This window comes from Streptomyces sp. NPDC058326, from assembly GCF_042879855.1.
GTDB lineage: Bacteria > Actinomycetota > Actinomycetes > Streptomycetales > Streptomycetaceae > Streptomyces.
The window spans coordinates 258,366-285,010 of record NZ_JBHVZO010000003.1 but is presented as its reverse complement, the minus strand read 5'-3'; the positions used below and the strand labels follow the sequence as shown (position 1 = coordinate 285,010).

20 protein-coding genes and 2 pseudogenes are annotated in these 26,645 nt (G+C 70.3%); 10 read left to right on the top strand and 12 right to left on the bottom strand.

The features are described 5' to 3' along the window. Positions 1 to 5: 5 nt before the first annotated feature. The gene (locus ACFVYX_RS06865) at positions 6 to 2,054 is read right to left on the bottom strand and encodes a PhoX family protein (RefSeq protein WP_389680282.1); all 2,049 of its coding nucleotides are present in this window, start codon (positions 2,052 to 2,054) and stop codon (positions 6 to 8) included. A 771-nt stretch (positions 2,055 to 2,825) separates the two neighbouring features. On the opposite strand from ACFVYX_RS06865, the gene ACFVYX_RS06860 reads away from it, so the two are divergent. Beyond that, positions 2,826 to 4,145: a VWA domain-containing protein gene (locus ACFVYX_RS06860; RefSeq protein ID WP_389680281.1), complete on the top strand. Its 1,320-nt coding sequence runs from the start codon at positions 2,826 to 2,828 to the stop codon at positions 4,143 to 4,145. Here ACFVYX_RS06860 and ACFVYX_RS06855 read toward each other — a convergent pair. The 3 genes and pseudogenes from ACFVYX_RS06855 to ACFVYX_RS06845 all read right to left on the bottom strand — a co-directional run. Continuing rightward, on the bottom strand, positions 4,142 to 5,239 hold the full coding sequence (locus ACFVYX_RS06855) for a sensor histidine kinase (RefSeq protein WP_389680280.1): 1,098 nt from the start codon (positions 5,237 to 5,239) through the stop codon (positions 4,142 to 4,144). The two genes, ACFVYX_RS06860 and ACFVYX_RS06855, sit on opposite strands and share 4 nt — an antisense overlap. After that, a pseudogene (locus tag ACFVYX_RS06850) lies at positions 5,236 to 5,772 on the bottom strand (response regulator transcription factor); the annotation flags it as partial. The gene ACFVYX_RS06855 and the pseudogene ACFVYX_RS06850, both read right to left, overlap by 4 nt. A 174-nt stretch (positions 5,773 to 5,946) precedes the next feature. Continuing rightward, positions 5,947 to 6,066: pseudogene (locus ACFVYX_RS06845) on the bottom strand (response regulator transcription factor); the annotation flags it as partial. A gap of 90 nt (positions 6,067 to 6,156) precedes the next feature. Here ACFVYX_RS06845 and metG point away from each other — a divergent pair. Next, a complete protein-coding gene (gene metG, locus ACFVYX_RS06840; RefSeq protein WP_389680279.1) occupies positions 6,157 to 7,764 on the top strand; it encodes a methionine--tRNA ligase in 1,608 nt (535 codons plus the stop codon). 61 nt (positions 7,765 to 7,825) lie between these two features. Here metG and ACFVYX_RS06835 read toward each other — a convergent pair whose 3' ends face one another. The 4 genes from ACFVYX_RS06835 to ACFVYX_RS06820 all read right to left on the bottom strand — a co-directional run bounded on the left by ACFVYX_RS06835 (position 7,826) and on the right by ACFVYX_RS06820 (position 9,942). Then, the gene (locus ACFVYX_RS06835; RefSeq protein WP_389680278.1) at positions 7,826 to 8,176 is read right to left on the bottom strand and encodes a DoxX family protein; all 351 of its coding nucleotides are present in this window, start codon (positions 8,174 to 8,176) and stop codon (positions 7,826 to 7,828) included. Positions 8,177 to 8,265: 89 nt separating this feature from the next. Further along, the gene (locus ACFVYX_RS06830; protein ID WP_389680276.1) at positions 8,266 to 8,751 is read right to left on the bottom strand and encodes a hypothetical protein; all 486 of its coding nucleotides are present in this window, start codon (positions 8,749 to 8,751) and stop codon (positions 8,266 to 8,268) included. A 112-nt stretch (positions 8,752 to 8,863) separates the two neighbouring features. Further along, the gene (locus ACFVYX_RS06825; RefSeq protein ID WP_389680275.1) at positions 8,864 to 9,070 is read right to left on the bottom strand and encodes a DUF397 domain-containing protein; all 207 of its coding nucleotides are present in this window, start codon (positions 9,068 to 9,070) and stop codon (positions 8,864 to 8,866) included. Beyond that, positions 9,067 to 9,942: a helix-turn-helix domain-containing protein gene (locus ACFVYX_RS06820; protein ID WP_389680274.1), complete on the bottom strand. Its 876-nt coding sequence runs from the start codon at positions 9,940 to 9,942 to the stop codon at positions 9,067 to 9,069. The genes ACFVYX_RS06825 and ACFVYX_RS06820 overlap by 4 nt, the downstream gene beginning before the upstream one ends. 152 nt (positions 9,943 to 10,094) lie before the next feature. On the opposite strand from ACFVYX_RS06820, the gene ACFVYX_RS06815 reads away from it, so the two are divergent. The 6 genes from ACFVYX_RS06815 to ACFVYX_RS06790 all read left to right on the top strand — a co-directional run bounded on the left by ACFVYX_RS06815 (position 10,095) and on the right by ACFVYX_RS06790 (position 18,245). Beyond that, positions 10,095 to 10,526: an ATP-binding protein gene (locus ACFVYX_RS06815; protein ID WP_389680273.1), complete on the top strand. Its 432-nt coding sequence runs from the start codon at positions 10,095 to 10,097 to the stop codon at positions 10,524 to 10,526. Between the two features lie 298 nt (positions 10,527 to 10,824). Beyond that, positions 10,825 to 11,676: a helix-turn-helix domain-containing protein gene (locus ACFVYX_RS06810; protein ID WP_389680272.1), complete on the top strand. Its 852-nt coding sequence runs from the start codon at positions 10,825 to 10,827 to the stop codon at positions 11,674 to 11,676. A gap of 174 nt (positions 11,677 to 11,850) precedes the next feature. Further along, positions 11,851 to 12,414: an SseB family protein gene (locus tag ACFVYX_RS06805; protein ID WP_389680271.1), complete on the top strand. Its 564-nt coding sequence runs from the start codon at positions 11,851 to 11,853 to the stop codon at positions 12,412 to 12,414. Then, a complete protein-coding gene (locus tag ACFVYX_RS06800; RefSeq protein WP_389680270.1) occupies positions 12,411 to 13,058 on the top strand; it encodes a hypothetical protein in 648 nt (215 codons plus the stop codon). The genes ACFVYX_RS06805 and ACFVYX_RS06800 overlap by 4 nt, the downstream gene beginning before the upstream one ends. Next, the gene (locus ACFVYX_RS06795) at positions 13,058 to 17,788 is read left to right on the top strand and encodes a putative T7SS-secreted protein (protein ID WP_389680269.1); all 4,731 of its coding nucleotides are present in this window, start codon (positions 13,058 to 13,060) and stop codon (positions 17,786 to 17,788) included. Before ACFVYX_RS06800 ends, ACFVYX_RS06795 begins: the two co-directional genes overlap by 1 nt. Beyond that, complete coding sequence (locus ACFVYX_RS06790; protein WP_389680268.1) at positions 17,757 to 18,245, top strand: hypothetical protein; 489 nt, start codon at positions 17,757 to 17,759, stop codon at positions 18,243 to 18,245. The genes ACFVYX_RS06795 and ACFVYX_RS06790 overlap by 32 nt, the downstream gene beginning before the upstream one ends. Before the next feature lie 373 nt (positions 18,246 to 18,618). On the opposite strand, the gene aspS is transcribed toward ACFVYX_RS06790, so the two are convergent. Further along, the gene (gene aspS / locus ACFVYX_RS06785; RefSeq protein ID WP_389680267.1) at positions 18,619 to 20,427 is read right to left on the bottom strand and encodes an aspartate--tRNA ligase; all 1,809 of its coding nucleotides are present in this window, start codon (positions 20,425 to 20,427) and stop codon (positions 18,619 to 18,621) included. 172 nt (positions 20,428 to 20,599) lie between these two features. Here aspS and ACFVYX_RS06780 point away from each other — a divergent pair, with 172 nt between their 5' ends. Beyond that, positions 20,600 to 22,720 carry a SpoIIE family protein phosphatase gene (locus ACFVYX_RS06780; RefSeq protein WP_389680266.1) on the top strand — a complete coding sequence of 707 codons (2,121 nt, stop codon included), beginning with the start codon at positions 20,600 to 20,602 and terminating at the stop codon, positions 22,718 to 22,720. Between the two features lie 119 nt (positions 22,721 to 22,839). Beyond that, on the top strand, positions 22,840 to 23,658 hold the full coding sequence (locus tag ACFVYX_RS06775; protein WP_389680265.1) for an MBL fold metallo-hydrolase: 819 nt from the start codon (positions 22,840 to 22,842) through the stop codon (positions 23,656 to 23,658). Positions 23,659 to 23,732: 74 nt separating this feature from the next. Here the strand turns inward: ACFVYX_RS06775 and ACFVYX_RS06770 are convergent, their stop codons facing one another. The 3 genes from ACFVYX_RS06770 to ACFVYX_RS06760 all read right to left on the bottom strand — a co-directional run bounded on the left by ACFVYX_RS06770 (position 23,733) and on the right by ACFVYX_RS06760 (position 26,583). Further along, positions 23,733 to 24,791, bottom strand: coding sequence for an AI-2E family transporter (locus ACFVYX_RS06770; protein ID WP_389680264.1), 1,059 nt, complete (start codon positions 24,789 to 24,791; stop codon positions 23,733 to 23,735). 202 nt (positions 24,792 to 24,993) lie between these two features. Further along, a complete protein-coding gene (locus ACFVYX_RS06765; protein WP_389680263.1) occupies positions 24,994 to 25,956 on the bottom strand; it encodes a pirin family protein in 963 nt (320 codons plus the stop codon). A gap of 132 nt (positions 25,957 to 26,088) precedes the next feature. Then, positions 26,089 to 26,583: an SseB family protein gene (locus tag ACFVYX_RS06760; protein ID WP_389680262.1), complete on the bottom strand. Its 495-nt coding sequence runs from the start codon at positions 26,581 to 26,583 to the stop codon at positions 26,089 to 26,091. Between the last annotated feature and the right edge of the window lie 62 nt (positions 26,584 to 26,645).

The following is a 26,645-nucleotide window of genomic DNA, read 5'->3' as shown; positions in this document are numbered from 1 at the left end:
CTGACTCAGACGCCGATGTCGCGGCCGTCCGTACGCCACACGGCGACGACCGACGGGCGGACGATCCTGCCGGGTCCGTCGGGCCAGGCCGAGGCGGGCCTCTCGACGGAGGCGCCGTCGACCTCGCCCGGGTGCTGCACGGCCACCAGGACACGGCGGTCCTGGATGATCGGGCCGCAGGTCTCGGCACCCTTCGGCACGGTCAGGAACTGCTTGAGCTCACCGCGCCGCTCGCCGCGGGTGGCGACGCCGAACAGGCCGTCGTGCGAGCCGAGCTGGTTGCCGTCGGTGGAGATCCACAGGTTGCCGTGCGGGTCGAAGGCCAGGTTGTCGGGGCAGGAGATCGGGGAGACCTTCTCCTTGGGGTAGCCGGCGAAGTAGGTGGCCGGGTCGTCCGGGTCGCCGGCGACGAGGAAGAGCCGCCAGGCGAAGCCGTCGGAGGACGGGTCGTCCCAGTGCTCGGCCAGTTCGAGGACCTGACCGTGCTTGTTGAGGTTGCGCGGGTTGGCCTCGTCGGCGCCCGGGTTGGTGCCCTTGCCGCGGTTGGAGTTGTTGGTGAGGGCGACGTAGACCCGGCCGGAGCGCGGGGACGGCTCGACGTCCTCGGGGCGGTCCATCTTCGTCGCGCCGACCTTGTCGCCGGCGAGGCGGGTGAAGACGTACACCTCTTCGGCGGTCATGCCGGGCACGTGCGAGACGTCGCCGGTGGCGAGCGGGATCCACACACCGGAGCCGTCGAACTCGCCGTCGTTCGGCAGCTTGCCGGTGCCGTCGATCTCGGCGGCCGGGGAGTCGCCGGTCAGCTTGGCGACGTACAGGGTGCCCTCGTCGAGCAGGGTGAGGTTGTGCTCACGGGCGGCCCGCGAGTTCCCCTTCTTCATCCGCTTGCTGGACACGAACTTGTAGAAGTAGTCGAACCGCTCGTCGTCACCCATGTAGACGACCGGGCGGCCGTCCTCGGTGAGGCGGGGCTGCGCGGCCTCGTGCTTGAAGCGGCCGAGCGCGGTGCGCTTGCGGGGCGTGGAGTCGGGGTCGTACGGGTCGAGCTCGACGACCCAGCCCTGGCGGTGCACCTCGTTGGGCTCCTGGCGCAGGTCGAAGCGCTTGTCGAACCGCTCCCACTTGCGCTCGGACGCACCGGTGCCGACGCCGTACCGCTTGTCGGTCGGCGTCGAGCCGTACGCGAAGTACTGGTTGAAGTTCTCCTCGCCGTGGAGGGTGGTGCCCCACGGGGTGGTGCCGCCGGCGCAGTTGTTGAGCGTGCCGAGGACGGTACGCCCCTCGGGGTCGGCGGACGTCCTGAGCAGGGCGCCACCGGCGGCGGGCCCGGTCAGCTCGAACTCGCTCGTCGTGTGCAGCCGCCGGTTGAGGTGGTGGCGGGTGACCGGCGTCAGCTTGCCGGAGCGGTGCTCCTCCTGGACGACGACGACCGAGAGGCCGTGCGCGGCCCAGGCGATCTCGACCTGCTCGCGGGTCGGGTTCTCGGAGTCGTACCCCCGGAACATCAGGACTTCGTCGGTGTACTCGTGGTTGGCGACGAGGACCTGACGGTGGTGCTCCCCGCGCAGCGGCAGCAGGGAGAGGAAGTCGTTGTTGTAACCGAACTGGCCGGCCTGGGCCTTCGCCGACTGCTTCTCGGAGTCGAAGGCGGGGGCACCGCGGAGGATGGGCTCGCCCCAGCGGATGACGATGTTCTGCGCGTGACCGGCGGGAACGGTCACCTGGTCGGCGGTGTTGGGCGCGACGGGCGTGAAGCGGAGACCGCGGGCGCCGTCGGTCCTGCCGCCGCCCGGCTTCGCTGGGTGCGCGACCGCCTCGGGGGCGCTGCCGAGGACGACGGCGCCGCCGGCGGCGGAGGCGACGGTCACGACGGCGGCGGCGCGGAGGGCGGAACGGCGCGAGAGCGCACCGGCTATGACATCACCGACGTACTCGTTGTCGCTGGTGTTGGGCACCTCGTGGAAGCAGGCGTCACCGCACCGGAAACGGCAGGTGAGAGCGGAACGGCCGCCTCCGTGGGGGTTCATGCTCAGCAGCGGCAGCAGTTTGCGCACTTCGTCCTCCTACGGCGCACCACTGCGCCGACATGGTGTCGGGTTTCCTTCGGCGGCGACGCTATGTGCGTAGATCTGCACAGGAACGGCGACGGAGTGAACGCCGAATGAATGCACGGCAACCGGGGGCGACCGGGTCACGGAGGAGGGAGGGGGTGGCCGCTAACCTTACGTGTCCGCCCTGGCCAGGGATGAACGTCCCGAAACACCCAGTACGGACATTCCCACTGCACCCCACTCATGCGAAAGGGTTCGCCCATGGGTATTCGGAGCATGCTGCGCAAGGTATTCGGCCGGGACCGCGAGGAGTCCACGGCAACCTCCGTCCCGCCCCAGACGCGTGAGACCACGTCGACGTCCGCGTCGACGTCCACGTCCTCGGACACCCCGGAGGCCGCGGCCCGCCGCGCGGCGGACGACCTGGTGGCGGCGTCGTTCGACAATCCGCAGATCCCCCGCGCGCGAGCGAATTCGCAGGCACCTGCGGCGGAGACGGAGGCGGAGGCGGAGGCTGCGGGGGCGGTGACCGAGGCGGCGGACGCTGGGGCCGGGGCGGTGGCTGAGGCGGATGCCGTGGCCGATTCGACGGCTGAGGCTGAGGCGGACGCTGGGGCCGGGGCGGCGGCTGAGGCTACGGAGCCGGAGGCGGCGTCTACGGAGTCTGCGGCTTCGGAGGCGGAGGCGGCGTCTTCGGAGCCGGAGGCGTCTGCTGTCGAGGCGGACGCGGAGGCGTCGGAGGCGTCGGAGACCGAGGGATCAGATTCGGCCACGGTGACAGCTGACGCGGCGACGGCGACGGCGACGGCGACGGACGAGGCTGCCGAGCTGGATAAGGCTGCCGAGCTGGATAAGGCTGCCGAGCCGGCAACAGCAGCAGACGAAGCTGTGGAGCCGGTCGCGGAGAAGGCCGACGCGCCGGAAGCCGAGAAGCCGGCTGACGCCGACGCGGTGGCGACGACAGAGGCCGCGACGGACGCGCCCGCGGAGGCGGCCGAGACCGCCCCGGCGGAGGCGACCGCCGACACGGCGGAGCCTGCTGCGGAGCAGCAGGAGGCGGCGGAGGCCACCGCCCCCGCACCGGCCGACGAGCCCGAGGCGGAGCCCGAGGCCGAGGCGCAGGCCGAGGCCGCCGGCCCGGCCGCCGGCGAGCCGCGGGCTCAGACCGCTGCCCCTGCGGAGCCCGAGGCGGCCCCCGAAGCCGAGCCGCAGGCCGAGGCGGCCGTTCCGGCCGAGGCCGAAGCGGAAGCGAAAGCGGAAGCGTCCGAACCCGCTGAGGAACCGCAGGTGACGGCCGCGACCGTCACCGAGGCGGAGCCGGTCGTGGAGCCGGTGGCGGCCAAGGCCACGACCACGGCGGAGCCGGAGGCCGAGGCCGCCGAGCCGGAGGCAGACGTCCGGACCGCCGAGCCGGAGGTCACCGCCCCCCAGGGCCCCGCGCTCCCCCTCTCCAAGGTCAAGGCCGCCGCCCCGCACCTCGCCGACGCCTACAGCGCCGCCGGCGCGCAGCTCAAGAAGCAGGGGCTCGCCGGGGCCCGGGCCGCCGTGTATCTCGTGGTGGACCGGTCCGGTTCGATGCGCGGGTACTTCAAGGACGGCTCCGTGCAGCGGCTCGCCGAGCAGGTCACCGCGCTCGCGGCGCACCTGGACGGGAACGCCACCGTCACGACCGTGTTCTTCTCGACGGACATCGACGGCACCGTCGACCTGACGCCCGCCGATCTCACCCCCGCCCGCGTGGAGGAGATCAACGGCACCCTGGGCCGCCTGGGCCGTACGAACTACCACCGCGCCGTGGAGGAGGTCCTGGCCCACCACGAGAAGGCGGACCCGACGCGTCCCGCTCTGGTCGTGTTCCAGACGGACGGCGCCCCGGAGTCGAAGACGGCCGCCACGCAGGCGCTGGCCGAGGCGGCAGACCGTCCGCTGCACTGGCGGTTCGTGGCCTGGGGCGAGGAGGACAACAAGGCCTTCGACTTCCTCCGGAAGCTCGACGGCACGCCCCGTACCGCCGCGTACTTCCCCGGCGCCACCCCGGTCGAGACCGCGCACGCCGCCTTCTACCGCGGGCTGCTCGCAGGCCTGGAGCTCTAGGCAGAAGGGCTGGTGGCGGTGACCGGCAGGGTCACCGCCACCACGAGCCCGCCGCCCTCGGCGGCACTCCGCGCGACCGCCGTCGCGGACCCGCCGTGCGCAACGGCGATGGACCGCACGATGGACAGTCCGAGCCCGGCGCCGGGCCCCGTCCGGTCCCGCCCCTCGCCGCGCCGGAAGGGTTCGAAGAGGCCGGGGACCTCGTCGGCGGGGACGACGGGCCCGGTGTTGACCACGGTCAGGACACCGCCCTCGACCCGCACGTCCACCATGCCGCCCTCCGGCAGGTTGTACGCGAAGGCGTTCGCGACGAGGTTCCGTACGAGCTGTCCGAGCAGCACCCGGCTGCCCCGTACGACACCTCCGTCGGCCACGACGTACGCGCCCGCGTGTTCGGCCTCGACGACCTCGCCGAGCGGCACGTCCTCCCGTTCGGCGAGCCCGCGCTCGCTGCGGGCGAGGAGCAGCAGACCGTCGATGAGGCGCTCGCTGCGCCGGTTGGCGTCGAGCAGCACCTGCCGGACGTCGCAGTCGTCGTCGAGCCCGACCTGGATGGCGGCGCGCTGGGTGGCGAGCGGGGTGCGGAGTTCGTGGGAGGCGTTGGCGATGAACCGGCGCTGGCTGTCGAAGGCGGTCTCCAGGCGTCCGAGCAGCGCGTCGATCGTGTCGCCGAGTTCCTTGAGCTCGTCGTCGGGACCGCTGACCGCGATCCGGTCGTGCAGGTTGCGTTCGGAGAGGCGCCGCGCGCGGGCGGTCATCTCGTGCACGGGCCGCAGGACGCGCCCGGCGGTCCACCATCCGACGGCCACGGCGCAGCAGGCGATCACGAGCAGGGCCATGCCCGACCACATCAGCATCTGCTCGCCCGCCGCGCGGCTGATGTCGTCGCCGAGCTGGTACGCCTCGACGACGGCGATGTCGTCGGCGCGCGCCACGATCGCCTCGGCTTCACCGTCCGTACCGGCTCTGACCAGCAGGTTCACGATGAGCAGCAGGGCGGCGCCGAGAACCAGGAAGACACCGCCGTAGACGAGGGCGATCCGGGCCCGGATGGTGGACCCGGCACCGAGGTAGGCGTCGCCGGGCGGGCTCACAGCATGTACCCCACGCCCTGCACGGTCCGGATGAGTCCGGGTTCCCCCACCTTCGCGCGCAGCTTGCTCATGCAGACGCGTACGGCTCCGGTGAAGGGGTCGGCGTGGGCGTCCCAGGCGCGTTCGAGGAGCTCTTCGGCGGAGACGGCGGCGCCGTCGGCCTCCAGGAGGATCTGGAGCACGGAGAACTCCTTGGGCGAGAGGTCGAGGTCCCGCCCGTCGCGGGTGGCGGTACGCCGGACGGTGTCCACGCGGAGCCCGTACCGCTCAAGGAGAGGCGGGAGGGCGGGCCGGGCGGATCGCCGCCGCAGCGCCCGGACGCGGGAGACGAGCTCGGGGAACTCGAAGGGCTTGCCGAGGTAGTCGTCGGCGCCGAGGTCGAGGCCCTGGACGCGGTCGTCGATGGCGGTGGCGGCGGTCAGCATGAGGATCCGGGTGGGCGAGCCGGCAGCGACGAGCCGCCGGGCCACGTCGTCGCCGTGGACACGGGGCAGGTCGCGATCGAGAACGAGAACGTCGTACGGGCTGAGTCCGGGCGGCCCGGCGGGCACGGAGGGCCAGGGGAGCCCGGGAAGCCCGGCGGGCGCGGAGGGCCAGGGGAGCCCGGGAAGCCCGGCGGGCACGGAGGGCCCGGGAAGCCCAGCGGGCCCGGCGGGCGCGGAGGGCCCAGGAACCCCGGAGGGCACGGAGACGCCCCCGTACAGCCCGAGCAGCTCCAGGGCCCCGCCCCCGTCGTGCACGGTGTCGACGGCGAATCCGGCCCGTCGCAGACCGGTGGCGACGAGCGCGGCGAGGTCCCGCTCGTCCTCGGCTACGAGTACACGCATGGGTGCCATCCTCCCCACCCCGCCGACGGCACCGGCCCCGGGGGTTTATCGATGTGAGTGGATCTTCGTCCGACGGTTAGGATTTCGACCATGGCGGCCACTGGATCCGAGAAGCAGGGGGCGAAGGCGTTTTACGTCACGACCCCCATTTACTACGTCAACGACGCTCCTCACCTGGGCCACGCCTACACGACCGTCGCAGGCGACGTGCTCACGCGCTGGCACCGTCAGCGCGGCGAGAAGGTGTGGTACCTCACCGGCACGGACGAGCACGGTCAGAAGATCATGCGCACGGCCGAGGCGAACGACGTCACGCCCCAGGCCTGGTGCGACAAGCTCGTGGAGGAGGCGTGGAAGCCCCTCTGGGAGCACCTGAACATCGCGAACGACGACTTCATCCGCACCACGCAGAAGCGTCACACCGACCGCGTGCAGGAGTTCGTGCAGGACCTGTACGACAAGGGCGAGATCTACAAGGGCGGGTACGAAGGCCCGTACTGCGTGGGCTGTGAGGAGTACAAGCTCCCCGGTGATCTCATCGAGGCTGAGGACGGCACGAAGCTGTGCGCCGTCCACAAGAAGCCGGTGGAGATCCTCAAGGAGGAGAACTACTTCTTCAAGCTGAGCGAGTACGGCCCGAAGCTCCTGGAGTTCTACGAGTCGAACCCGGGCTTCATCCAGCCGGAGTCGGCCCGCAACGAGGTCCTGAACTTCGTCAAGCAGGGCCTGGAGGACCTCTCCATCTCGCGGTCGACGTTCGACTGGGGCATCCCGGTCCCGTGGGACGAGAAGCACGTCATCTACGTGTGGGTCGACGCGCTCCTGAACTACGCGACGGCCGTCGGCTACGGCGCCGACCAGGCGAAGTTCGACGAGACCTTCCCGGCGAACGTGCACCTCATCGGCAAGGACATCCTCCGCTTCCACGCGATCATCTGGCCGGCGATGCTGATGGCGCAGGGCCTGCCGGTGCCGGGCCGCGTGGCCGCGAACGGCTGGCTGATGGTCGGCGGCGAGAAGATGTCGAAGTCGAACCTGACGGGCATCAAGCCGCAGGACCTGACCTCGCACTTCGGCGTGGACGCGTACCGCTGGTACTTCCTGCGGGCGATCGCGTTCGGCCAGGACGGCTCGTTCTCGTGGGAGGACTTCACCGCCCGCTACACGTCCGAGCTGGCGAACGACTACGGCAACCTGGCGTCCCGCGTCGCGGCGATGGTCGGCAAGTACTTCGACGGCGCGCTGCCGGCCTCGGCGGCCGACGGCGACGCGGAGAAGGCGATCCAGGACGGCCTGGCCAAGGCCGTCGCGACCGCCGACGCCAAGATCGGCGAGGAGCTGGACTTCCAGTCCGGCATCCTGGCGATCTTCGACTTCGTGAAGCAGGTCAACGGCTACATCACGGAGCAGGAGCCGTGGAAGGTCGCCAAGGACGACTCTCCGGAGGGCCAGGCCCGCCTGGCGACGATCCTCTACACGGCCGCCGAGTCACTCCGCGCGGTCGCGGTCCTGCTGAACCCGATCATGCCGGAGACCTCGCAGGCCCTGTGGGAGTCCCTGGGCGCGGAGGCGTCCCTGGGCGCCCTGGCGGACCAGCCGGTGCAGACCTCCGCCACGTGGGGCCGGCTCCCGGCGGGCGCGACGGTGACGAAGGGCGCGGTGCTGTTCCCGCGCCTGGAGGAGCCGAAGAAGGACTGACGGCTCTGCCGTACGACGAAGGCCGCCGCCCTGTGGACAGGGACGGCGGCCTTCGCCATGGTCAGACGAGCGCGAGAACGGCGACGGCGGGGGCCATGTAGACGAGCGGGAAGGCGACGTGCCCGTAGGAGCGGGCCCGGAGGACGGTGATCACGGCCCCGGTGAAGTACAGGACGAGCCCGACGGCGGCGAGGGTCCCGATCACGGGCACGAAGAACCCGACGAGAAGCCCGAGGGCCCCGGCGACCTTGGCGGCCCCGAGCCGGTTCCACCACGTCCGGGGCACCCCGTACTGGGCAAGCGGCTCGACGACGAACGCGGCCCTGACGAAGATCGCGCCCCCGGAGAACCCGGCCATGAACGCGGCGACGGCGGTGACGACGACAGCGGCGGTGGACATCTCGGCGAACATGTCGGCTCCTTCAGCCTTCCGGGCGCCCGCCTCGACCGAGCCGGACACTCCACTGACGGAGCGCGCGAGGGATGTGTGACAGCCCGCGCTCAGAAGCCCTTCTGGAAGTCGTAGGTGTACGGGCCTCGTACGAACTTGTCCGTCGAGATCAGATCCACAGTGACCGTGCGCCCCGGCGGCACCTCGTTGGCCGACCCCAGAAGGCTGGCTACGTCTTTCCCGCCCTTGAACACAGTGACCGTGAACGTGTTGGTTCCGCCGTCCGGGCTGTCGCCCGTGTACGTGACGCGCGCGCGTCCGCCGAAGTCACCGAGTCCATTGTCACGTACCGTAACCGAGACCAGCCGCCAGTCCCCGCTCTGGATCGGAGGCTGGCCACCCCCGTTCTCGGGAGGGGCTGTACTCCTGGCGCTGTCTGACGGAGTGGCGGCAGGCGGGCTGGTCGTGGGTGGACTGGTCGTCACGGGGCTGGCTGCCGGCGGAGTCGCGGTCGTCTCCTCGCCACCGTCGCCATCCGTACCGCACGCAGTGAGCACGACGGCCAGCAGGCCGAAGCAAACCACTCGTCTCTTCACAGAACCCTCCGCTCTCGGTCAATCGCACACGACCGTACGGCGAGGCGGCACGCAGCGCGCTCTAAGACGTCCGAGCGGGTGGCTTCCGGACTGGCGCACGGACGGCCTGGGCTCAGACGGACGCGTACGACACGAAGCCTGCCCACGCTCCCGGCGTGAGCGCGAGCTGCGGGCCGTCGACGACCTTGGAGTCACGGACGTGGACCGTGCCGGGGGCAGCCGCGACCTCGATGCAGGACTCGCCGTCGTTGCCGCCGCTGTAGCTGCTCTTGAACCACGCCAGTTCGGAGGCGTCCCCACTGGAGGCTGTGCGGATCATGTTTCTCCCAGCAGTTGCTCGATGAGGGCCAGTGACTCCCGTGGAGGGAGCGCCTGCGCTCGGATGGTGCCATATCGCAGCTCCAGGATGCGGAGCTGCCTCAGGTCGGAGACAGGACGACCGCCGAACGCTCCGTCGGAGCGCCCCACCGCCGTGCCGTCCGTGAACTTCAGCAGCTCGATCCTGCCGTCCAGACCGGAGTGGACCTCGCAGCTCATCGGCATCACCTGGAGCGTGACGTTACGCAACCGGCCCACCTCCAGCAGATGTTCGAGCTGCCGTTGCCACACCATTGTGCCCCCGAGAGGACGCCTCAGCGGAGCCTCTTCCAGTACGAAGCTGAGTGCGGGAGCAGGGTCCCGATCGAAGATGATCTGACGGGCCACCCGCGCAGCCACCATCCGCTCCACATCGCCCTGCGAGTACGGAGGCTGGGCCGCTTCGATCACGGCCCTGGCATGCTCTGGCGTCTGCAGCAGACCGGCGATGATGTTGCACTCGTACACCCCAAGTTCCACCGCCTTCGCCTCCATCTTCGCCAAGGCCCGGACCTTCTTCGGGTAGCGGACCTTCGCCACGTCCTCCTTCATCGCCGAGAGCAAGCCCCCCGCCCCCAACACCTCGTCCGCCTTGTCCAGGAACTCGGGTCGTGGGATCCGCTTCCCGCTCTCGATCTTGTAGATGAGGTCCTCGCCGTACCCGGTGGCCGTCCCCAGCTCGACGGCCCGCATGCCCACCGCCTCCCTCCGCAGCCTCAACTGCCGCCCCACGGTGGCGACTACGGCCACACCCCAGTCATCATCGGGATCGACCTCCCACCCCGGCTCGTCCGCCTCGGTCTTGAGCCGCTGCGCCCCACCGTCCACCGACATACCCGCACCCTTCCCTCGCCCCTTCGTGGCGCGACACCTCCCCCGGGAGGGCTCCGGACAGCCCGGACAGCAGTGGACAAGGCCCGGACAGTCACCCTACGCATCGGCGTCGTCACTGTTCACGGTAAGCGGGGGCGGCCACGCTCGGTGATGTGAATCTGCAGAACACCACTCAAGTCCTTTCGCTCGCACGCCACTTCACGGTGCTCCTGTCACCCACGCCACGCGGGGCCCGGCTCGCCCGACTGCTCGCCGTCGAGTGGCTGCGGGACCAAGAGGTGCCGTACGAGGCGACCGAGGCCGCCACCCACGTCGTCGCCGAACTCGCCGCGAACGCCGCCACGCACGGCCGGGTCGCCGGCCGCAGCTTCCGGCTCGGGCTCCTCAGCCACGAGGGCGTCCTACGGATCGAGGTGACGGACACCCGGGGCGAGGACCTCCCGCGCGTCCAACCGAGCGTCCCCGAGGGCGACTCGGGGCGCGGGCTGGTCCTGGTCGAGGCGCTGGCCGACCGGTGGGGCGTGAGGCCCGGACCCGCACCCCGGAAGACCGTATGGGCCGAACTCGATCTTCCGCACCCCTGACCTGCGCAAACGACTCAGGCACCGGAATCCAGAAACGTGGTCTTCGGTGAGGTGGACGGTCTCCCAAGACAACAACCGGAGAGAAAGAAACCCACCAAGCCCCACCCCTCCCCCCGCTCAAGCAGGCACTCACTCACTCGGGTGAAAAACACCAACACAGCTGGATTTGGGGTGGGTTGCCTTTCTTACGCTCTGCCCAACTGGCATATGACCGCCACCTTCAGACATGCGTCGGCCCCCGCCGGGACTAGGGATCCAAGGCGAGGGCCTGACCACCAAGGAAGTAAGAGGCTTCCCGATGGGTACCCAGCACACTAGCGCGCGCCCCCACGCCGAGTCCCGTAACGCCGGGAAAAACCGCTCTTCCCGGCGAGCCGGAACGGCCGAGCGCCGTGGCGTCGTCCACGACAACGCCCGCCACACCACCCGCTTCACGGTGATCGGCAACCACCTCGCCCAGCACGCCGAGCTGTCGCTGACGGCCATCGGCCTGGCCGCGCACATCCAGTCGCTGCCCAGCGGCGCGGCCATCGACATCAGGAGCCTGGCCGCCCGCTTCCCGGAGGGGACGACCCGGATCGCCGGCGCCCTGCGCGAGCTGGAGGCCCACGGCTACCTGCGCCGTACCCGCGAGCGTACGAAGGACGGACTCATCGTCACCCGGACGGTGTCCTGCAACCAGCCGGGCCGGACCGCCGCGAAGGACGAGCCGAAGCCCAAGCGCCCCGCGCAGCGGGAGAAGAAGCCCAAGCGCCGCGCCCTGCCCGCCGTACCGCAGCCCGCGTACCCCGCCCCCGCCCTGCTGGCGACCGCCCTCGGGGTCCTCTCGGGGCTGCGCCGTACGGACCCCCGGCTCCTGATCTCCGCGACGGACGCCGAACACCTCGTCCCGGGCGTCGCAGCCTGGCTGGAGCGGGACCTCACCCCCGAGGCCGTCCACAACGCCCTGACCACCGGCCTCCCGGCGGAACCCCTCCACCGCCCGGCCGCCCTCCTGGCCCACCGCCTCGCCGCCCAGCTCCCGCCCCTGCCGCCGTACCGCGCCCCGGAGAACCCGGCCGCCCACCACCCCCTCCAGAACTGCGACATGTGCGACCGCGCCTACCGCGCCCCGGAACCGGGAACCTGCGGCAGCTGCAGTGCAGCCTGAGCGGCCACATCCCTCCGGGTCTCTTGGCGCGCCGACCGGGCCGGATCGTCGTGCGCACCGACGACCGGCAGGTGACCAGGAGGTCCGTCGACCTGGAGAAGATGCCGCGACCGACATGACGAGTTCGTACTTTGGTTCGTTGCTCGTGTGAACGGGCAGTGGCAGCATGCGTGAGTGACTGACAACGGGGACGGCACACGAGACCCTCACCGGGTCGCCAGCCTGGCCGAGTTGGCAAGCGGGATGGTTCCGGTGACGGTTCCGGAAGCGGAGGCGGACCCTGCCGATCCGCCCGCCAGGACCGTGTCGGCGTCGAAACCCCCCGACGAAGTGGCCTCGGCCCGGCGGGAGTTTGCGCGTTTGCTCGGGGAGTTCCGGCGTACCGCCGTCCTCGTGCCGTTCGACGAGCGGGAGAGCCTCTGGACCGCCGACTTCAACGGCGTCCGGTGGATCTGCGCGTTCTCGGACGAGGAGGCGCTGGCGCGGTTCGCGGTCGCGCGCGGAGAGGCGGGGCGCGAGTGGTCGTACCGGACGATCCTGGGCGCTCGGCTGCTTGACGTGATGGTGCCGATGCTGCCCGGGCCCGGCGGGGTCGCGCTGGACGCGGGCAGTGCGGACGGGGCGTTGTTTCCGCCGGTGGCGGGGATCGTCCCGGATGAGGTGGCGGTGGATCTCGGGGGAACGGGGACCGAGGCCGGGGCCGGGGCGGGGACGGAAACGGGGGCGGGGGCACGATGAGCGGGAACGAGCCTGATCTAGCGGCGCCGGCGGCGGCGCTCGCGGAGATAGCGAAGGGCATCGACCTGGCCCATGCCGAGCTGAAGGAGCTTGGCATGATCGGCGAGGCGTCGGCCGGCCGGGGGTTCTCCGACCTCGTCCTGTCAGGGCTGGAGTTGGGCCATGGAGGTCTGGCCTCGGAGTTCGGGACGTTCTGCGACCGGTGGGAGTGGGGCGTACGGGCGCTTGCGAATCGGGGGAACGGGTTCGCGCAGGCGGTCGGCCTGTCGGCGGGGTCGTTCGCGGAGCAGGAGCGGTACATCAAGGACTCGATCAAGATCGGGGTGAACTCCCTCAACGGGAACCCGCACCTGTCCGAGGACGACGTCAAGAAGATGAGCTGGGAGACCGTCCGCGACCAGCACACCTATGACAACGCCGACCACAGCCTGGAGTCGTTCACCGACGCGCACCAAGAGGTGAAGCAGACCTGGCAGAACACCGGCTACGACGTCATGGACGCGAAGCTGGACTCGATGGAGCGCTCCGGAATGATCGACCCGGCCATGCGCGACCGCATGGACGAGCAGCTCAAGGACGGCCTCGACCCTGACCGGGCGACCGTCGAACAGGCCGAGCAGCCGCGGTGGGGGGAGAGCCGCTGATGATGGACTGGGGTGGCCTGGCCGACAAGGTCGGTGACGGCATCGACAAAGGCATCGACAAGATCGGTGACGGGATCGACAAGGGCAAGGCGATCGTCGGTGAGGGCATCGACCACGCGACCGACAAGGTCGGCCAGGGCCTGGACAAGGTGGGCGCGCACGACTGGGCGGACTCGGTCGAGGACTGGGGCGACGAGACCGCCTCTTCCCTCGGCGCGCAGGTCGGGGAGCAGCAGCTCGGGCAGACCGAGGAGGCGAACGAGCTCGTCCACGGCAAACCGGAGAAGATCGCCGCGACCGTGAAGAACCTGCGGGACTTCCAGCGGGCCTTCGACCTGGTCGGCAGCGGGATGAGGAAGCTGGACTCCGGCCACTGGAAGGGTGAGGCGGCCGACGCGTTCCGGGAGAGGTTCCAGACCCTGCCGACGGACTGGCTGCGCGCGGCGGACGCGATGGAGAGCGCGGCCAAGGCCCTGGAGACGTACTCGCAGGCGGTCGTGAGCGCGCAGGGCAAGGCGCGTGAGGCGATCGCCCTTTACAGGGAGGGCGACAGCGACTCCAAGGCGGCCGTCGACTCGTACAACAAGAAGGTCGACGCCTACAACGCGGCTCGGAACGGGGACAGTCCGCTGCCGGATCCGGGGGCGTTCTCCGACCCCGGCAAGGCCAAGCGGCAGCGCGCGCGGGAGATCCTGAACGACGCCCGGAAGGCGCGTAACGAAGCAGGGGAGACGGCGAGGACGGCGGTCCGCGCGGCGCTCGCGCACGCGCCCGCCGAGCCCACGGGCCGCGAGCGCCTCAAGCTGGAGCTGATCGACCACGGCATGAGCCAGGGCTTCGAGCTGGCTCATTTCGGCGGTGGCATCGTCAAGGGATCGGCCGGACTCATCAACTTCGTCCGGTCGGTGAACCCCACGGACCCGTACAACCTGATGCACCCGGCGGAGTACTACAAGGGCGTCAACATGACGCTCGCCGGCCTGGTCTCCACGGTGGCGAACCCGGACCGGGCACTGAAGAACGCCTGGGACGCGGCGAAGGGCGACCCGGCGGAGTTCTTCGGCCGGCTGGTGCCTGAAGTGCTCGGGACGAAGGGCGCGGGACTCGCGCGCAGTGGGGTGCGCCTCGGGCTGGACAGCGCCAAGCGGGCGCCGGACGGGAGGGGGACGATAAGCGACGGTCCTCTGGAGAAACCGAACCGCAGCCGCGAGGACCAGGAGAAGGACCCGTCCACCACCTGCAAGAAGGAGAGCGAGACGGCGTGCAAGCAGGACCCCGTCGACATCGCCGCGGGCCGGGTGCTGCTGCCGCAGACCGACATCTCCCTGCCCGGTTCGCTTCCGCTCGTCTTCCGGCGCACCTACGACTCCTCGCGCCGCTCGGGGCACTGGTTCGGCCCGACGTGGTCGTCGACGGTGGACCAGCGCCTGGAGATCGACTCCGAGGGCGTGGTCTTCAGCTGTGACGAGGGCAGCCTCCTCGCCTACCCCCACCCGGCTCCCGGCGTCCCCGTCATGCCCACCCACGGCCGGCAGTGGCCACTGGACCGGGTCGAGGACGGCTACACCGTCACCGATCCCGCCACCGGCACGGTCCGGCACTTCGTCGACCACGGCGACGAGCTCGCGCTCCTGGCCCAGATCGACGACCGCAACGGCCGCTGGATCACCTTCGAGCACGACGAGACAGGCGCGCCGGCGGCAATCGTCCACCACGGCGGCTACCACCTGAAGCTCACGACGAGCGAAGGGCGAATAACCGCCCTCCATCTGGCGGGAGCGGCCGCGGACGGATCCGACCAGGAGATCCTGCGCTACGGCTACACCGACGGCCACCTGACCGAGGTCACCAACTCCTCCGGCCGTCCCCTGCGTTTCGGCTGCGACGAGCACGGCCGCATCACCTCGTGGACCGACACCAACGGCAGCCGCTTCGACTACGTCTACGACGACCAGGACCGCTGCGCCTACCAGTCGGGCACGAACGGCCATCTCGAAACCACCTTCACCTGGGACGGCATCGACCCGGCGACCGGCCTCCGCGTGACCACCCTCACCGACGGCCTGGGGCACACCCAGCGGCACCTGATCAACGATCGCGCCCAGGTCGTCGCCGAGATCGACGCGGTGGGCGCGGTCACCCGCTTCACGTACGACCGCCACAACCGGCTGCTGTCCCGGACGGACCCGATGGGCCACGTCAGCCGCACCACCTACGACGACCAGGGCCGCCCGACGGTCCTTGAACGCCCGGACGGCCGGCAGGCGCGCGCCGAGTACGACGAACTCGGTCTGCCGATACGCATCGTCGGCACGGACGGCAATGTCACCCACCAGACCTTCGACGAACGCGGCAACCGCACGTCGGTGACGGGCCCCTCGGGCGCCCGGACGGAATTCGCGTACGACGAGGCGGGCAGGCTCACCTCGGTGACGGACCCGCTCGGCGCGGTCACCCGGCTGGTCATGGACGACCGGGGCCTTCCCGTCGAGGTCACGGATCCACTGGGGGCCACGACCCGGTACGCGTACGACGCCTTCGGCCGTACGGTCCACATCATCGACCCCCTCGGCGCGGTGACCCGGATGGAGTGGACGGTCGAGGGCCGCCCGTCCCGGCGCACCGCGCACGACGGGACGGTGGAGACCTGGACGTACGACGGCGAGGGCAACTGCCTCAGCCACACCGACGCGCTGGGCGGCACGACCCGCTTCACGTACACCGACTTCGACCTCCTGACGTCCCGCACGGGCCCGGACGGGGTCCGGTACGAGTTCTCCCACGACGCGAACCTGCGACTGACGCGGGTGACCGACCCGCAGGGCCTGACCTGGGAGTACGACTACGACCCGGCGGGCCGACCGGTCGCCGAGACGGACTTCGACAACCGGACGCTGGGCTACGACTACGACGCGGCAGGCCGGTTGACCTCCCGCGTGAACGGGCTCGGTCAGACGATCCGCTTCGAGCGTGACAGCCTCGGCCGGATCGTCCGCAAGGACGCCGAGGGGGCGGTCAGCGCCTACGAGTACGACGTCTTCGACCAGCTGGCGGCGGCGACCGGCCCCGACGCGACGCTGCAGCGCTTCCGGGACCGGTACGGCCGCCTTGTCGCCGAGACGGTGAACGGCCGGACGCTCTCGTTCACGCACGACGCCGTGGGGCGGCGGACGGGCCGGACCACTCCGGGTGGATCGACGAGCACGTGGTCGTACGACGCGGCGGGCCGGCGTACGGAACTCGCGTCCTCGGGCCGGACGCTGACCTTCGCCCACGACGCCCTCGGCCGCGAAACCGCCCGCCACATCGGGGATTTCGCCGTTCTGAACTCGTCGTTCGACGCGATGGGCCGGCTCACCGACCAGGAGGTCACGGGAGGTTCGGGGAGCCGCCTCCAGCACCGGGCGTACACGTACCGCGCGGACGGCGGCCTCGTCGGCATCACCGACGCGCTCGCCGGCCCCCGCCGCTTCGACCTGGACGCGGCGGGACGGGTGACGGCCGTCCACGCGAAGGACTGGACGGAGCGATACGCGTACGACGAGGCGGGCAACCAGACGGAGGCGTCCTGGCCGTCCACGCACCCGTCCCACTCCGCGACGGGCGGCCGCGCCTACCAGGGCACCCGTATCACCGGCGCGGGCGCCGTCCGCTACGAACACGACGACCAGGGCCGGATCGTCCTGCGCCAGAAGACCCGCCTCTCCCGCAAGCCGGACACCTGGCGCTACGCGTGGGACGCGGAGGACCGCCTGACCTCGGTGACGACCCCGGACGGCACGGTCTGGCGGTACGCGTACGACCCTCTGGGCCGCCGCATATCGAAGCAGTCCACTTTCGAGACGGTCCGCTTCACCTGGGACGGGTCCACGCTCTGCGAGCAGACGACCGAGGACATCACCCTCACCTGGGACCACGCGGGCCTGCGCCCCCTGGCCCAGACGGAACGCCGCACGGACTCCACGGACGAGCGTTTCTTCGCCATCGTCACCGACCTGATCGGCACCCCGACGGAACTGGTCGACGAGTCGGGCGAACTGGCGTGGCGCACCCGCACGACCCTCTGGGGCACGACGACATGGAACAGGTCGGCCACCGCCTACACCCCACTCCGCTTCCCGGGCCAGTACTTCGACCCCGAATCGGGCCTCCACTACAACTACTTCCGCTACTACGACCCGGAAAACGCCCGCTATCTGTCCCAGGACCCGTTGGGGCTCGCCCCGGACCCGAACCCGGCGACGTACATCCACAACCCGCACACGTGGAGCGACCCACTGGGGCTCGCACCCGATGGTTGTCCTCCGAAGGGAGAGCACTCCAACCCGTTCGAGAAGAGATCCGACGCGGAACGAGCGGCCTTCGAAGCCGCCGGCGTTCCGTACGGTGAAACTCCACTGGCTGAATGGACCGTCGTTGGAGACAAGAACCTCAAGCACGCGCCTGGATACACCTACTCGAGCGACCCCGCACACTGGGGGCATTTCAGACAGTACGAGACCGAGCACGGATCGCGTGTGGTCGTGGAACACACACACGACCCCAAGGGAACCCACTTCCACGCAGGAATGCCAAAGAGTCCTTCCGAAAGGTCATTCGTGAACTTCGGGTGGGATAATGCACGGGTCATGCGACCGGACGGCACGAGCGGTTACCCGGAAAGCATGGAGAGATACCTCAAAATAAACAAGGAAGGCGGTGATCACCATTTCTTCTACAAGGGAGAATAGCGGATCGCTCACACCCGAATGGCATCAGAAGCTCGAAATGAGCGGTCTCACCGTTCTAGACAGATCGGTTCCAGCAGGCTTCCCCGACGTGATGTCGGCCATCTATTCTGTAAATGGGGTAGAGGTGGAACCTAGCGTGGTGATCAGCGACGAACTGCCGGACGCTGCAAGAGAACTGGATCTCCGCTGGGAAGCCCAAGCGGCGGCCGTTCGACTCGTCTCGAGTGACGGAGAATTCTACATCCTGGCTCCAGACGCGCGCGGGCACGAAATCGGCTGGATTCGAGTCAAGGACACCACGGGAAAAAATCTGCCGTCGCGCATCGCATCCGGAACGGGAAATATCGAATTCCTGACGGTGTCGACTGACGGTCGAGTCATGTGCGCCGTATCCACCGAAGAATCTGAAAAATGGATCGTTGTGCATCGATTCCCAGCAGAGGCCCGAGAATCCTGAAGGCGCTATCAGATGGGCGGAGTTCGTCGCTGCTCGCGTGACGGGGGACGCCCACGGGGTAGACAGCTGTGGCCTGAGGTCATGGCCATGGAGCCCACTTCGCCGCGCTCGATAGTCACCCGGATTCTTCACAGGCCAGGGCAAACGCCCTGTTCGCGGTGGGGGGCGGGGCTCCGCGTCCTCGCTTCCCGTTCTCCTCGTACGGTCGGTGTCGACTTCTTTCTGATCAAGTCCGCGCATGCGGCACGCGTCACCGGCTGCCCGACCGTGCGCGAGTCCCGGGCGTTCGAGGGTGATCGCGGTTCTCCCGGGGAAGGCAGAGGGGGCCCGGAACCGTTCATACGATTCCGGGCCCCTCAGCCGTCAGTGCTGCTTACCGCGCCGCGTCCGGGTGGACCGCGTCCGTGACGTCGACCGTCTTCTTCTCCACCGGCTTGCGGAGCTGGATGTTGAGCTCGCGCAGGCGGGACTCGTCCAGTTCCGTCGGGGCGCCCATCAGGAGGTCCTGGGCGTTGCCGTTCAGCGGGAAGGCGATCGTCTCGCGGATGTTCGGCTCGTCGGCGAGGAGCATCACGATGCGGTCGACGCCCGGGGCGATGCCGCCGTGCGGCGGGGCGCCGTACTCGAAGGCGCGGAGCATGCCCGCGAACTCGTGCTCGACGGTCTCGCGGGAGTAGCCCGCGATCTCGAAGGCCTTGAACATGATCTCGGGCTCGTGGTTCCGGATGGCGCCGGAGGAGAGCTCGATGCCGTTGCAGACGATGTCGTACTGCCAGCCGAGGACGTCCAGCGGGTCCTGGGTCTCCAGGGCCTCAAGGCCGCCCTGCGGCATCGAGAAGGGGTTGTGCGAGAAGTCGATCTTGCCGGTCTCCTCGTCCTTCTCGTACATCGGGAAGTCGACGATCCACGCGAAGCGGAAGACGTTCTCCTCGAACTGGCCGGCGCGCTTGGCGGCCTCGACCCGGACCGGGCCCATGATCTTGGAGACCTCGTCGAAGTCGCCGGCGCCGAAGAAGATCGCGTGGCCCGGCTCCAGGCCGAGGCGCTCGGTGAGGACCTTGACGTTCTCCTCGGTGAGGAACTTGGCGATGGGGCCGGTCAGGGCGTTGCCCTCGCCGACGCGGACCCAGGCCAGGCCCTTCGCGCCGAGGGAGACCGCGAAGTCGCCGAGCTGGTCGAAGAACTTGCGCGGCTGGTCGCCCGTGTTCGGGACGGCCAGGGCGCGGACGTGCTTGCCCGCGAAGGCCTTGAACTCCGACGCCTCGAAGACGTCGGAGATGTCGACGAGTTCGAGGGACGTGCGCAGGTCGGGCTTGTCGTTGCCGTACTTCAGCATCGACTCGCGGAACGGGATCCGCGGGAACGGCGAGGTGACGTGGCGGCCGCCGCCGAACTCCTCGAAGAGCTCCGTCATGAGCTTCTCGATCGGCTGGAAGACGTCCTCCTGCTCGACGAAGCTCATCTCGACGTCGAGCTGGTAGAACTCGCCCGGCGAGCGGTCCGCGCGGGCGTCCTCGTCGCGGAAGCAGGGCGCGATCTGGAAGTAGCGGTCGAAGCCCGAGATCATGAGCAGCTGCTTGAACTGCTGCGGGGCCTGCGGCAGCGCGTAGAACTTGCCGGGGTTCAGGCGGGACGGGACGACGAAGTCGCGGGCGCCCTCGGGGGAGGTCGCGGCGAGGATCGGGGTCGCCATCTCGTTGAAGCCGAGGGCCACCATCTTGGAGCGGATGGAGGCGATGACGGCGGAGCGCAGCATGATGTTGCGGTGCATGCGCTCGCGGCGCAGGTCGAGGAAGCGGTACTCCAGGCGCCGCTCCTCGTTGACGCCGTCGTCGGCGTTGATGGTGAAGGGGATCTGCTTCGCGGCGCCCAGGACCTCGACCTCGGCGGCCTCGATCTCGATCTCGCCGGTGGCGAGCTCCGGGTTGACGTTGTCCGCGCCACGCGAGACGACCTTGCCGTCCACGCGGACGACGGTCTCCTTCGTCAGCTTGTCGAGGACCTCGGCGGCGGCGGTGCCGGGCCGGGCGACGAGCTGCGTGATGCCGTAGTGGTCGCGCAGATCGATGAAGAGGATGCCGCCCAGGTCGCGCCGATTGTGCAGCCAGCCGCTCAGCCGGACGTCGGTGCCGACGTCAGAGGCGCGGAGCTCGCCGCAGGTGTGGGACCTGTACCGATGCATCGTCGTTCATCCAGTCTTCGGGATTCGTGGGTCGTGGGCCGCCGCCCTGTGCCCCCTGTCACGGATGTCACAGGACACGCGGGCAGACCCACCCAGAGTACCGGCCGGGCCGCCATCGCTTTTCGAATACTCTCAGTGGCGACTTGGAGTCCGATATTCATAAAGTAGGGCAATGCGCACCGAGGACGTCCTGGCCGCGATCGCGACCGGCCTGTGGCGCTGGGACAACGCCTCCGGGATCGTCTCGCTCGACGCCGAGGCCGCCCGGCTGCTCGGGCTGCCCGCCGAGCCCGCACGGCTCAGCGAGGCGGCCGTACGCTCCCGTTTTCATCCCGTCGACTGGAACGAGATCGACGGCGTCGTCAACCTCGCCGTCGCCGAGGGCACCCTCGCCGAGGCCCGGCTGCGGATCATGGACGCGCACGGGCGGGTGATCCGTACCGTACGGAGCAGGTCGAAGCCGCTCATCAAGGGCAACGACTACCAGCTGGTCGGCACCCTCCAGGAGGTCGCCGAACAGCTGCCGGGGACCGCCGCCCGTACCCCTGTCACCGGCGACTGGCGCCGTTCCCGCGAGGCGTTCCTGCTCGACGCCGGGCGGGCGCTCGCCGAGGCGCGGTCGACGGCCGAGGTGCTGCGCGTGGCCGCCTCGCTCTCGATGCCCGGCTTCTCGCCCGACGGGCTCGCCGTCTTCGGGGTGGCGGGCGAGCGGCTGACCGTCATCGGCCACCACGGGCACAGCGAGGGCGACGAGGGGCCGTTCACGTCGATGTCGCTCGACACCGACTATCCGGCGGCGGAGGTCGTACGCACCGGCCGGGCGATCTATCTGCCGACCCCGGACGAGTACCTGCGCCGCTTCCCCATGACCTGGCCGCTCGCGCAGCGCTTCGGGCGCCGCTCCTGGGCCTTCGTGCCGCTGGTCGTCGCCGGGCGCACGATGGGGGCCTGGATGGCGGCCTTCAAGCATCCGGTGGCGTTCACGCCCGACGAGCGTTCGGTGCTCACGACGGTGGCGCGGATGCTGGCGCAGGCCCTCGCACGCGCGGGCGTGGCGGAGTCGGAGCGCGAGCTGTCGCTCGGACTGCAGCGGACGATGATGCCGTTCCTCGGGCCGGGGATCCCCGGCATCCAGGTCGCCGCCCGGTACGTGCCGACCGGCGGCGGTCTCCAGGTCGGCGGCGACTGGTACGACATGATCCGGCTGCCCGGCGGCACCTCCCGCTCCGGCGGGCGCGGCCCCGGCCGTATCGCCCTCGTCATCGGCGACGTGCAGGGCCATGACGTGCGGGCGGCGGGGCTGATGGGGCAGCTGCGGATCGCCCTGCGCGCGTACGCCTCCGAGGGCCACCGGCCCGACGCGGTCCTCTCCCGCGCCTCGCGCTTCCTGTACGGGATCACCGACGGGGACGACGGGGAGCACGCGGGCGGTCCGCGCTTCGCGACCTGTCTCTATCTGGAGGTCGACCTGGAGACCGGGACGGTCGACATCGCGCGGGCGGGACATCCGGATCCGGCGGTACGGATGAACGACGGAACGGTTCTGCTGAGGCCCACGGCCGGCGGCCTCCCGCTCGGCATCGACCCCGACACCGACTACCCCACCACCCGGCTCACCCTGGACCCCGGCGAGACCCTGATGATCTGCACCGACGGTCTCCTGGAGACCGGCGGACACGACCTTGACAGCGGCTGGGAGCGGGTCAGGAAGCTCCTGGAGTCCCACGACGGCCAGGACCTGGAGCAGCTCGCCGACACGCTCGTGGAGGCCGTCCACGGCCCCGGCTCCCACCACACGACCGGGCCGCTCGCCGACCGCCGCGAAGACGACATCGCGGTCCTGCTGCTGTCGCGCCGGCCCGCTGGACCGGTCGTGGAGGCCCCGCGCCGCACCCTGATGACCATCGCCCAGGCGGAACCGGAGCGGATCGCGGAGGCGCGGGAACAGGTGCGGCAGCTGCTGCACGACTGGGCGGACGAGGACCAGCTCGACTCCGCGGTCCTGATGGTCTCCGAGATGGTCACCAACGTCCTCGTCCACACGGACGGCGACGCCCTCCTGGTCGCCGAGGTCGCCTGCGCCGACCGGTCCCGGCGACTGCGCGTCGAGGTCTCCGACACGAGCGACGAACTCCCGCACCGACGCCACCCGGGCGAGATGGCCTCCAGCGGCCGCGGCCTGGTCCTGATGGAGATGCTCGCGGACGCGTGGGGCGTCGACCCGCGCGGTGAGGGCAAGGCGATCTGGTTCGAACTGAACGAGAACGGGGCGGGCGAGGTCTGCTGCGGATAGGGCGGGGCCCTCAGCACCTGACCGCCGGCCCCGCCGGACCCGCCCCGCCGCGCGGGCGTCCCCGCATCGGAGCAGACTGAGGACGTACGGCCGCCGCCGGGGGGAGCACGGAGCTTGCCATGGACACCCACAAGGTCGGTAGCGACACCACCGTCCTGGCCGACAGTCTCGAAGCGCCCGGGATGGGGCACATTCCCGTCAACGCGTACGTCCTCACCGCCGCCGAACCCGTCGTCGTCGACACCGGGCTCTCGCTGGCCGACCGGAACTTCGTCAACACGCTCGGCTCGGTCGTCGACCCCGCCGACATCCTCTGGATCTGGCTCACCCACCCCGACCGTGACCACACGGGAGGTCTCTTCGACCTGCTCGTGGCCGCGCCCCGGGCGAAGGTCGTCACCAGCTTCATCGGCGCCGGGATCATGACGACGGAACGCCCGCTGCCGATGGACCGCTTGTACTTCCTCAACCCCGGCCAGTCCCTCGACGTCGGCGACCGCGTGCTCCGCGCCTTCCGGCCGCCGCTCTTCGACAGCCCCGCCACCGTCGGCTTCTACGACGAGAAGACCCGGATCTGCTTCAGCTCCGACTGCTTCGGCGGGCCCATGCCGACGGCCGAGCTCGCGGAGAGCGGGCACGCGAACGACCTCAAGCCCGAGGAGCTGCGGCAGACGCAGCTGATGTGGGCGACGCTGGACAGTCCGTGGGTGCACATCGTGGATCCGGTGAAGTACCGGGCGACGATCGACCCGCTGCGGGACATGGCCCCGGAGATCGTGCTGTCCACGCATCTGCCGCCCGCGGTCAGGATGACGGCGTCGATGATCGACACGATCACGATGGCTCCGGACTCGGATCCGTTCGTCGGTCCCGACCAGGCGGCCCTGGTGCAGATGCTGGCCTCCTTCGAGCCGGGCGGCCAGCCGGCGGCGACCTGAGAGGCCGCTGGAGCGCAGGCCCACGCCGATCGGAGCAAAACTCCTCAGGCGCCCGGCGAACCGAGCGGCGCACCTCAGGCTCCCGGCGCGACCGGCTTTCCGTATCGCGTGCGCAGTTCGCCGAGGATCCCCGTCGCGGCGGCCGTCAACGGTACGGCGAGCAGCATGCCGAGGATGCCGGCGACGGACGCCCCGGCCGTGATCGCCAGCATGACCGCGGCCGGGTGCATCTGTACGGTCCGGCTCTGCACCATCGGCTGGAGCACGTTCCCCTCGATGACCTGGACGGCCAGGACGACGGCGAGCACCCACAGGGCGATGACCGCCCCCCGGTCGGCGAGGGCGACGAGGACGGCGACGGCGCCGGAGAGGAAGGCGCCGAGGTACGGGATGTACGCGGTGACGAAGACGAGCGCGGCGAGCCCGACCGCGCCGGGCACGTCGAGGACGAGGAGTCCGACGCCGATGAGGACGGCGTCGACGAGGGCGACGAGGGTCGTCCCGCGCATGAAGCCCTCGACGGCCTCGAAGGCGCGGCGGGCCATGGCCTCGACGGTGTCGCCGGTGGCGGCCGGCACGAGGGAGCGCAGGGCGCCGGCGGCCCGGTCGGAGTCGCGCAGGAAGAAGAAGATGAGCAGCAGGGCGAGGACGGCGGTGGCGATCATCTCGCCGACGACGCTGATGCCGCTGATGACCCCGGAGGCGGCGGTTCCGCCGAATTTCTCCAGGAGCGTCTTGGCGTTCTTCGCGAGGTCGTCGAGGGAGGTCCCGGCGGCGCCGAGGTGCTCGGCGATGTCGCTCGCGGCCTGCCGGAGCGAGTCGATGATCTGGTCGCCCGTCTCGACGAGCGCGACGACGACGATGTACGTGGCCCCACCGACGACCGTGAGGACGGCGACGACGGTGAGCGCGGCGGCGAGGGACTTGCGGACCTTCATCCGGAGCAGGCGCCGGTAGAGCGGCCCGAGGAGCGCGGTGCCGAGGATCGCCAGGAGGACGGGGGTGACGGCCGTCTTGAAGACGACGCACAGCCAGACGAAGACGGCGGCGACCCCGGCGACGAGCAGGAAGACGGCGCACCAGGCGGCGACCCGCCTGGCACCTTCGGGAATCAGCGCTGTACTCGTCTGCACCCGACCACCGGACCACGCGGCCCGGCGTGTCGTCGCGCGCTGACGGGCCGTACGGGTGACGGCCCGTCAACAACGGCAACAGCCGGGTACTGCCCGCCCGCTCCTCCTCGCCCGGTCCTCCCCGACCGGTCCTCTCCGCCCTCTCCTCCCCGACCGGTCCTCCCCGACCGGTCCTCCCCGACCGCTCCTTACGCGCCCGTTCCTACTCGCCCATCCCGTGGACCGCCGGGATCGTCCCCAGCCGGCCCGCCTGGAAGTCCTCGAAGGCCTGGCGCAGTTCGGCCTGGGTGTTCATGACGAACGGGCCGTAGTGGGCCATGGGCTCGCGGATCGGGCGGCCGCCGAGGAGGACGACCTCCAGGTCCGGGGTGTTCCCGTCCTGCTTCTCGTCGGCGCGGACGGTGAGCGCGCCGCCCTTGCCGAAGACGGCGGTCTGGCCCATGTGGACCGGTCGCCGTTCGGCGCCGACGGTGCCGCGTCCGGCCATGACGTACGCGAGGCCGTTGAAGTCCTCGCGCCACGGCAGGGTGATCTCGGCGCCGGGGCGCAGGGTCGCGTGGATCATCGTGATCGGGGTGTGGGTGATGCCCGGCCCGTCGTGGCCGTCGAGCTCGCCGGCGATGACGCGGAGCAGCGCGCCGCCGTCGGGCGAGGTGAGGAGCTGGACCTGGCCGCCGCGGATGTCCTGGTAGCGGGGGGCCATCATCTTGTCGGCGGCGGGCAGGTTCACCCACAGCTGGAGGCCGTGGAAGAGGCCGCCGCTGACGACGAGGGACTCCGGCGGGGCCTCGATGTGGAGGAGGCCGGCGCCGGCGGTCATCCACTGGGTGTCGCCGTTGGTGATGGTGCCGCCGCCACCGTTGGAGTCCTGGTGGTCGAAGACGCCGTCGATGATGTAGGTGACGGTCTCGAAGCCGCGGTGGGGGTGCCAGGGGGTGCCCTTGGGCTCTCCGGGCGCGTACTCCACCTCACCCATCTGGTCCATCATGATGAACGGGTCGAGGTACTGGTAGTTGATCCCGGCGAACGCGCGGCGCACCGGGAAGCCCTCGCCCTCGAAGCCCGTGGGCGCCGTGGTCACGGCGAGGACGGGGCGGGCGACGGCGTCGGCGGTGGCGGCGACGCGCGGCAGGGTGAGCGGGTTCTCGACAGTCACGGCGGGCATGACGGACCTCCTAGGTGCGGCCTTGGCGGCCTTGTACGTCCACTTTAGTTGAACGCTGAACTTCTTGCCACCAGGAACGCGGAACGCCCGGGAGGAATTCCTCCCGGGCGCCCCCGTGCGTATCAGGATCGGTCAGCCGTACATCCGCCGCATCGCGAAGTCGACCATCTGCTCCACGGCCTTCGCGTCGAAGACCATCCGGTGGTCGCCCTCCATGTCGAGGACGAAGCCGTAGCCGGTCGGCAGCAGGTCGATCACCTCGGCCCCGGTGATCACGAAGTACTTCGACTCCTTGCCCGCGTACCGCCGCAGCTCCTTGAGCGAGGTGAACATCGGGATGACCGGCTGCTGGGTGTTGTGCAGGGCCAGGAAGCCCGGGTTGTCACCGCGCGGGCAGTAGACCTTGGAGGTCGCGAAGATCTGCTGGAAGTCCTCGGGCGCGAGCGTGCCCGTGGTGAAGGCGCGCACCGCGTCGGCGAGGGAGGGCGGCGAAGGCTCGGGATAGAGCGGAGCCTGCTGCTGCCCGTATCCGCCGCCCTGCATGTCGGCCTGCGGCGGGGCGTACTGCTGCTGCGGAGGCGGCGCGTACTGCTGCTGGGCACCCGGATTCTGCTCGTAGCCGTACATGGGCCCCAGACTATCGAGCGCGCCGCCCCGCCAGGGACCCCTGCTCGGACGCCGAGGGCTCG

Bases quoted from the DNA above. Each gene is read 5' to 3' on its own strand.
- aspS (WP_389680267.1), bottom strand. From the start codon at position 20,427: ATGCATCGGTACAGGTCCCACACCTGCGGCGAGCTCCGCGCCTCTGAC.
- ACFVYX_RS06810 (WP_389680272.1), top strand. From the start codon at position 10,825: ATGGGTACCCAGCACACTAGCGCGCGCCCCCACGCCGAGTCCCGTAAC.
- ACFVYX_RS06795 (WP_389680269.1), top strand. From the start codon at position 13,058: ATGATGGACTGGGGTGGCCTGGCCGACAAGGTCGGTGACGGCATCGAC.
- ACFVYX_RS06835 (WP_389680278.1), bottom strand. From the start codon at position 8,176: ATGTTCGCCGAGATGTCCACCGCCGCTGTCGTCGTCACCGCCGTCGCC.
- ACFVYX_RS06800 (WP_389680270.1), top strand. From the start codon at position 12,411: ATGAGCGGGAACGAGCCTGATCTAGCGGCGCCGGCGGCGGCGCTCGCG.
- ACFVYX_RS06760 (WP_389680262.1), bottom strand. From the start codon at position 26,583: ATGTACGGCTACGAGCAGAATCCGGGTGCCCAGCAGCAGTACGCGCCG.
- ACFVYX_RS06775 (WP_389680265.1), top strand. From the start codon at position 22,840: ATGGACACCCACAAGGTCGGTAGCGACACCACCGTCCTGGCCGACAGT.
- ACFVYX_RS06765 (WP_389680263.1), bottom strand. From the start codon at position 25,956: ATGCCCGCCGTGACTGTCGAGAACCCGCTCACCCTGCCGCGCGTCGCC.
- metG (WP_389680279.1), top strand. From the start codon at position 6,157: ATGGCGGCCACTGGATCCGAGAAGCAGGGGGCGAAGGCGTTTTACGTC.
- ACFVYX_RS06780 (WP_389680266.1), top strand. From the start codon at position 20,600: ATGCGCACCGAGGACGTCCTGGCCGCGATCGCGACCGGCCTGTGGCGC.
- ACFVYX_RS06825 (WP_389680275.1), bottom strand. From the start codon at position 9,070: ATGATCCGCACAGCCTCCAGTGGGGACGCCTCCGAACTGGCGTGGTTC.
- ACFVYX_RS06820 (WP_389680274.1), bottom strand. From the start codon at position 9,942: ATGTCGGTGGACGGTGGGGCGCAGCGGCTCAAGACCGAGGCGGACGAG.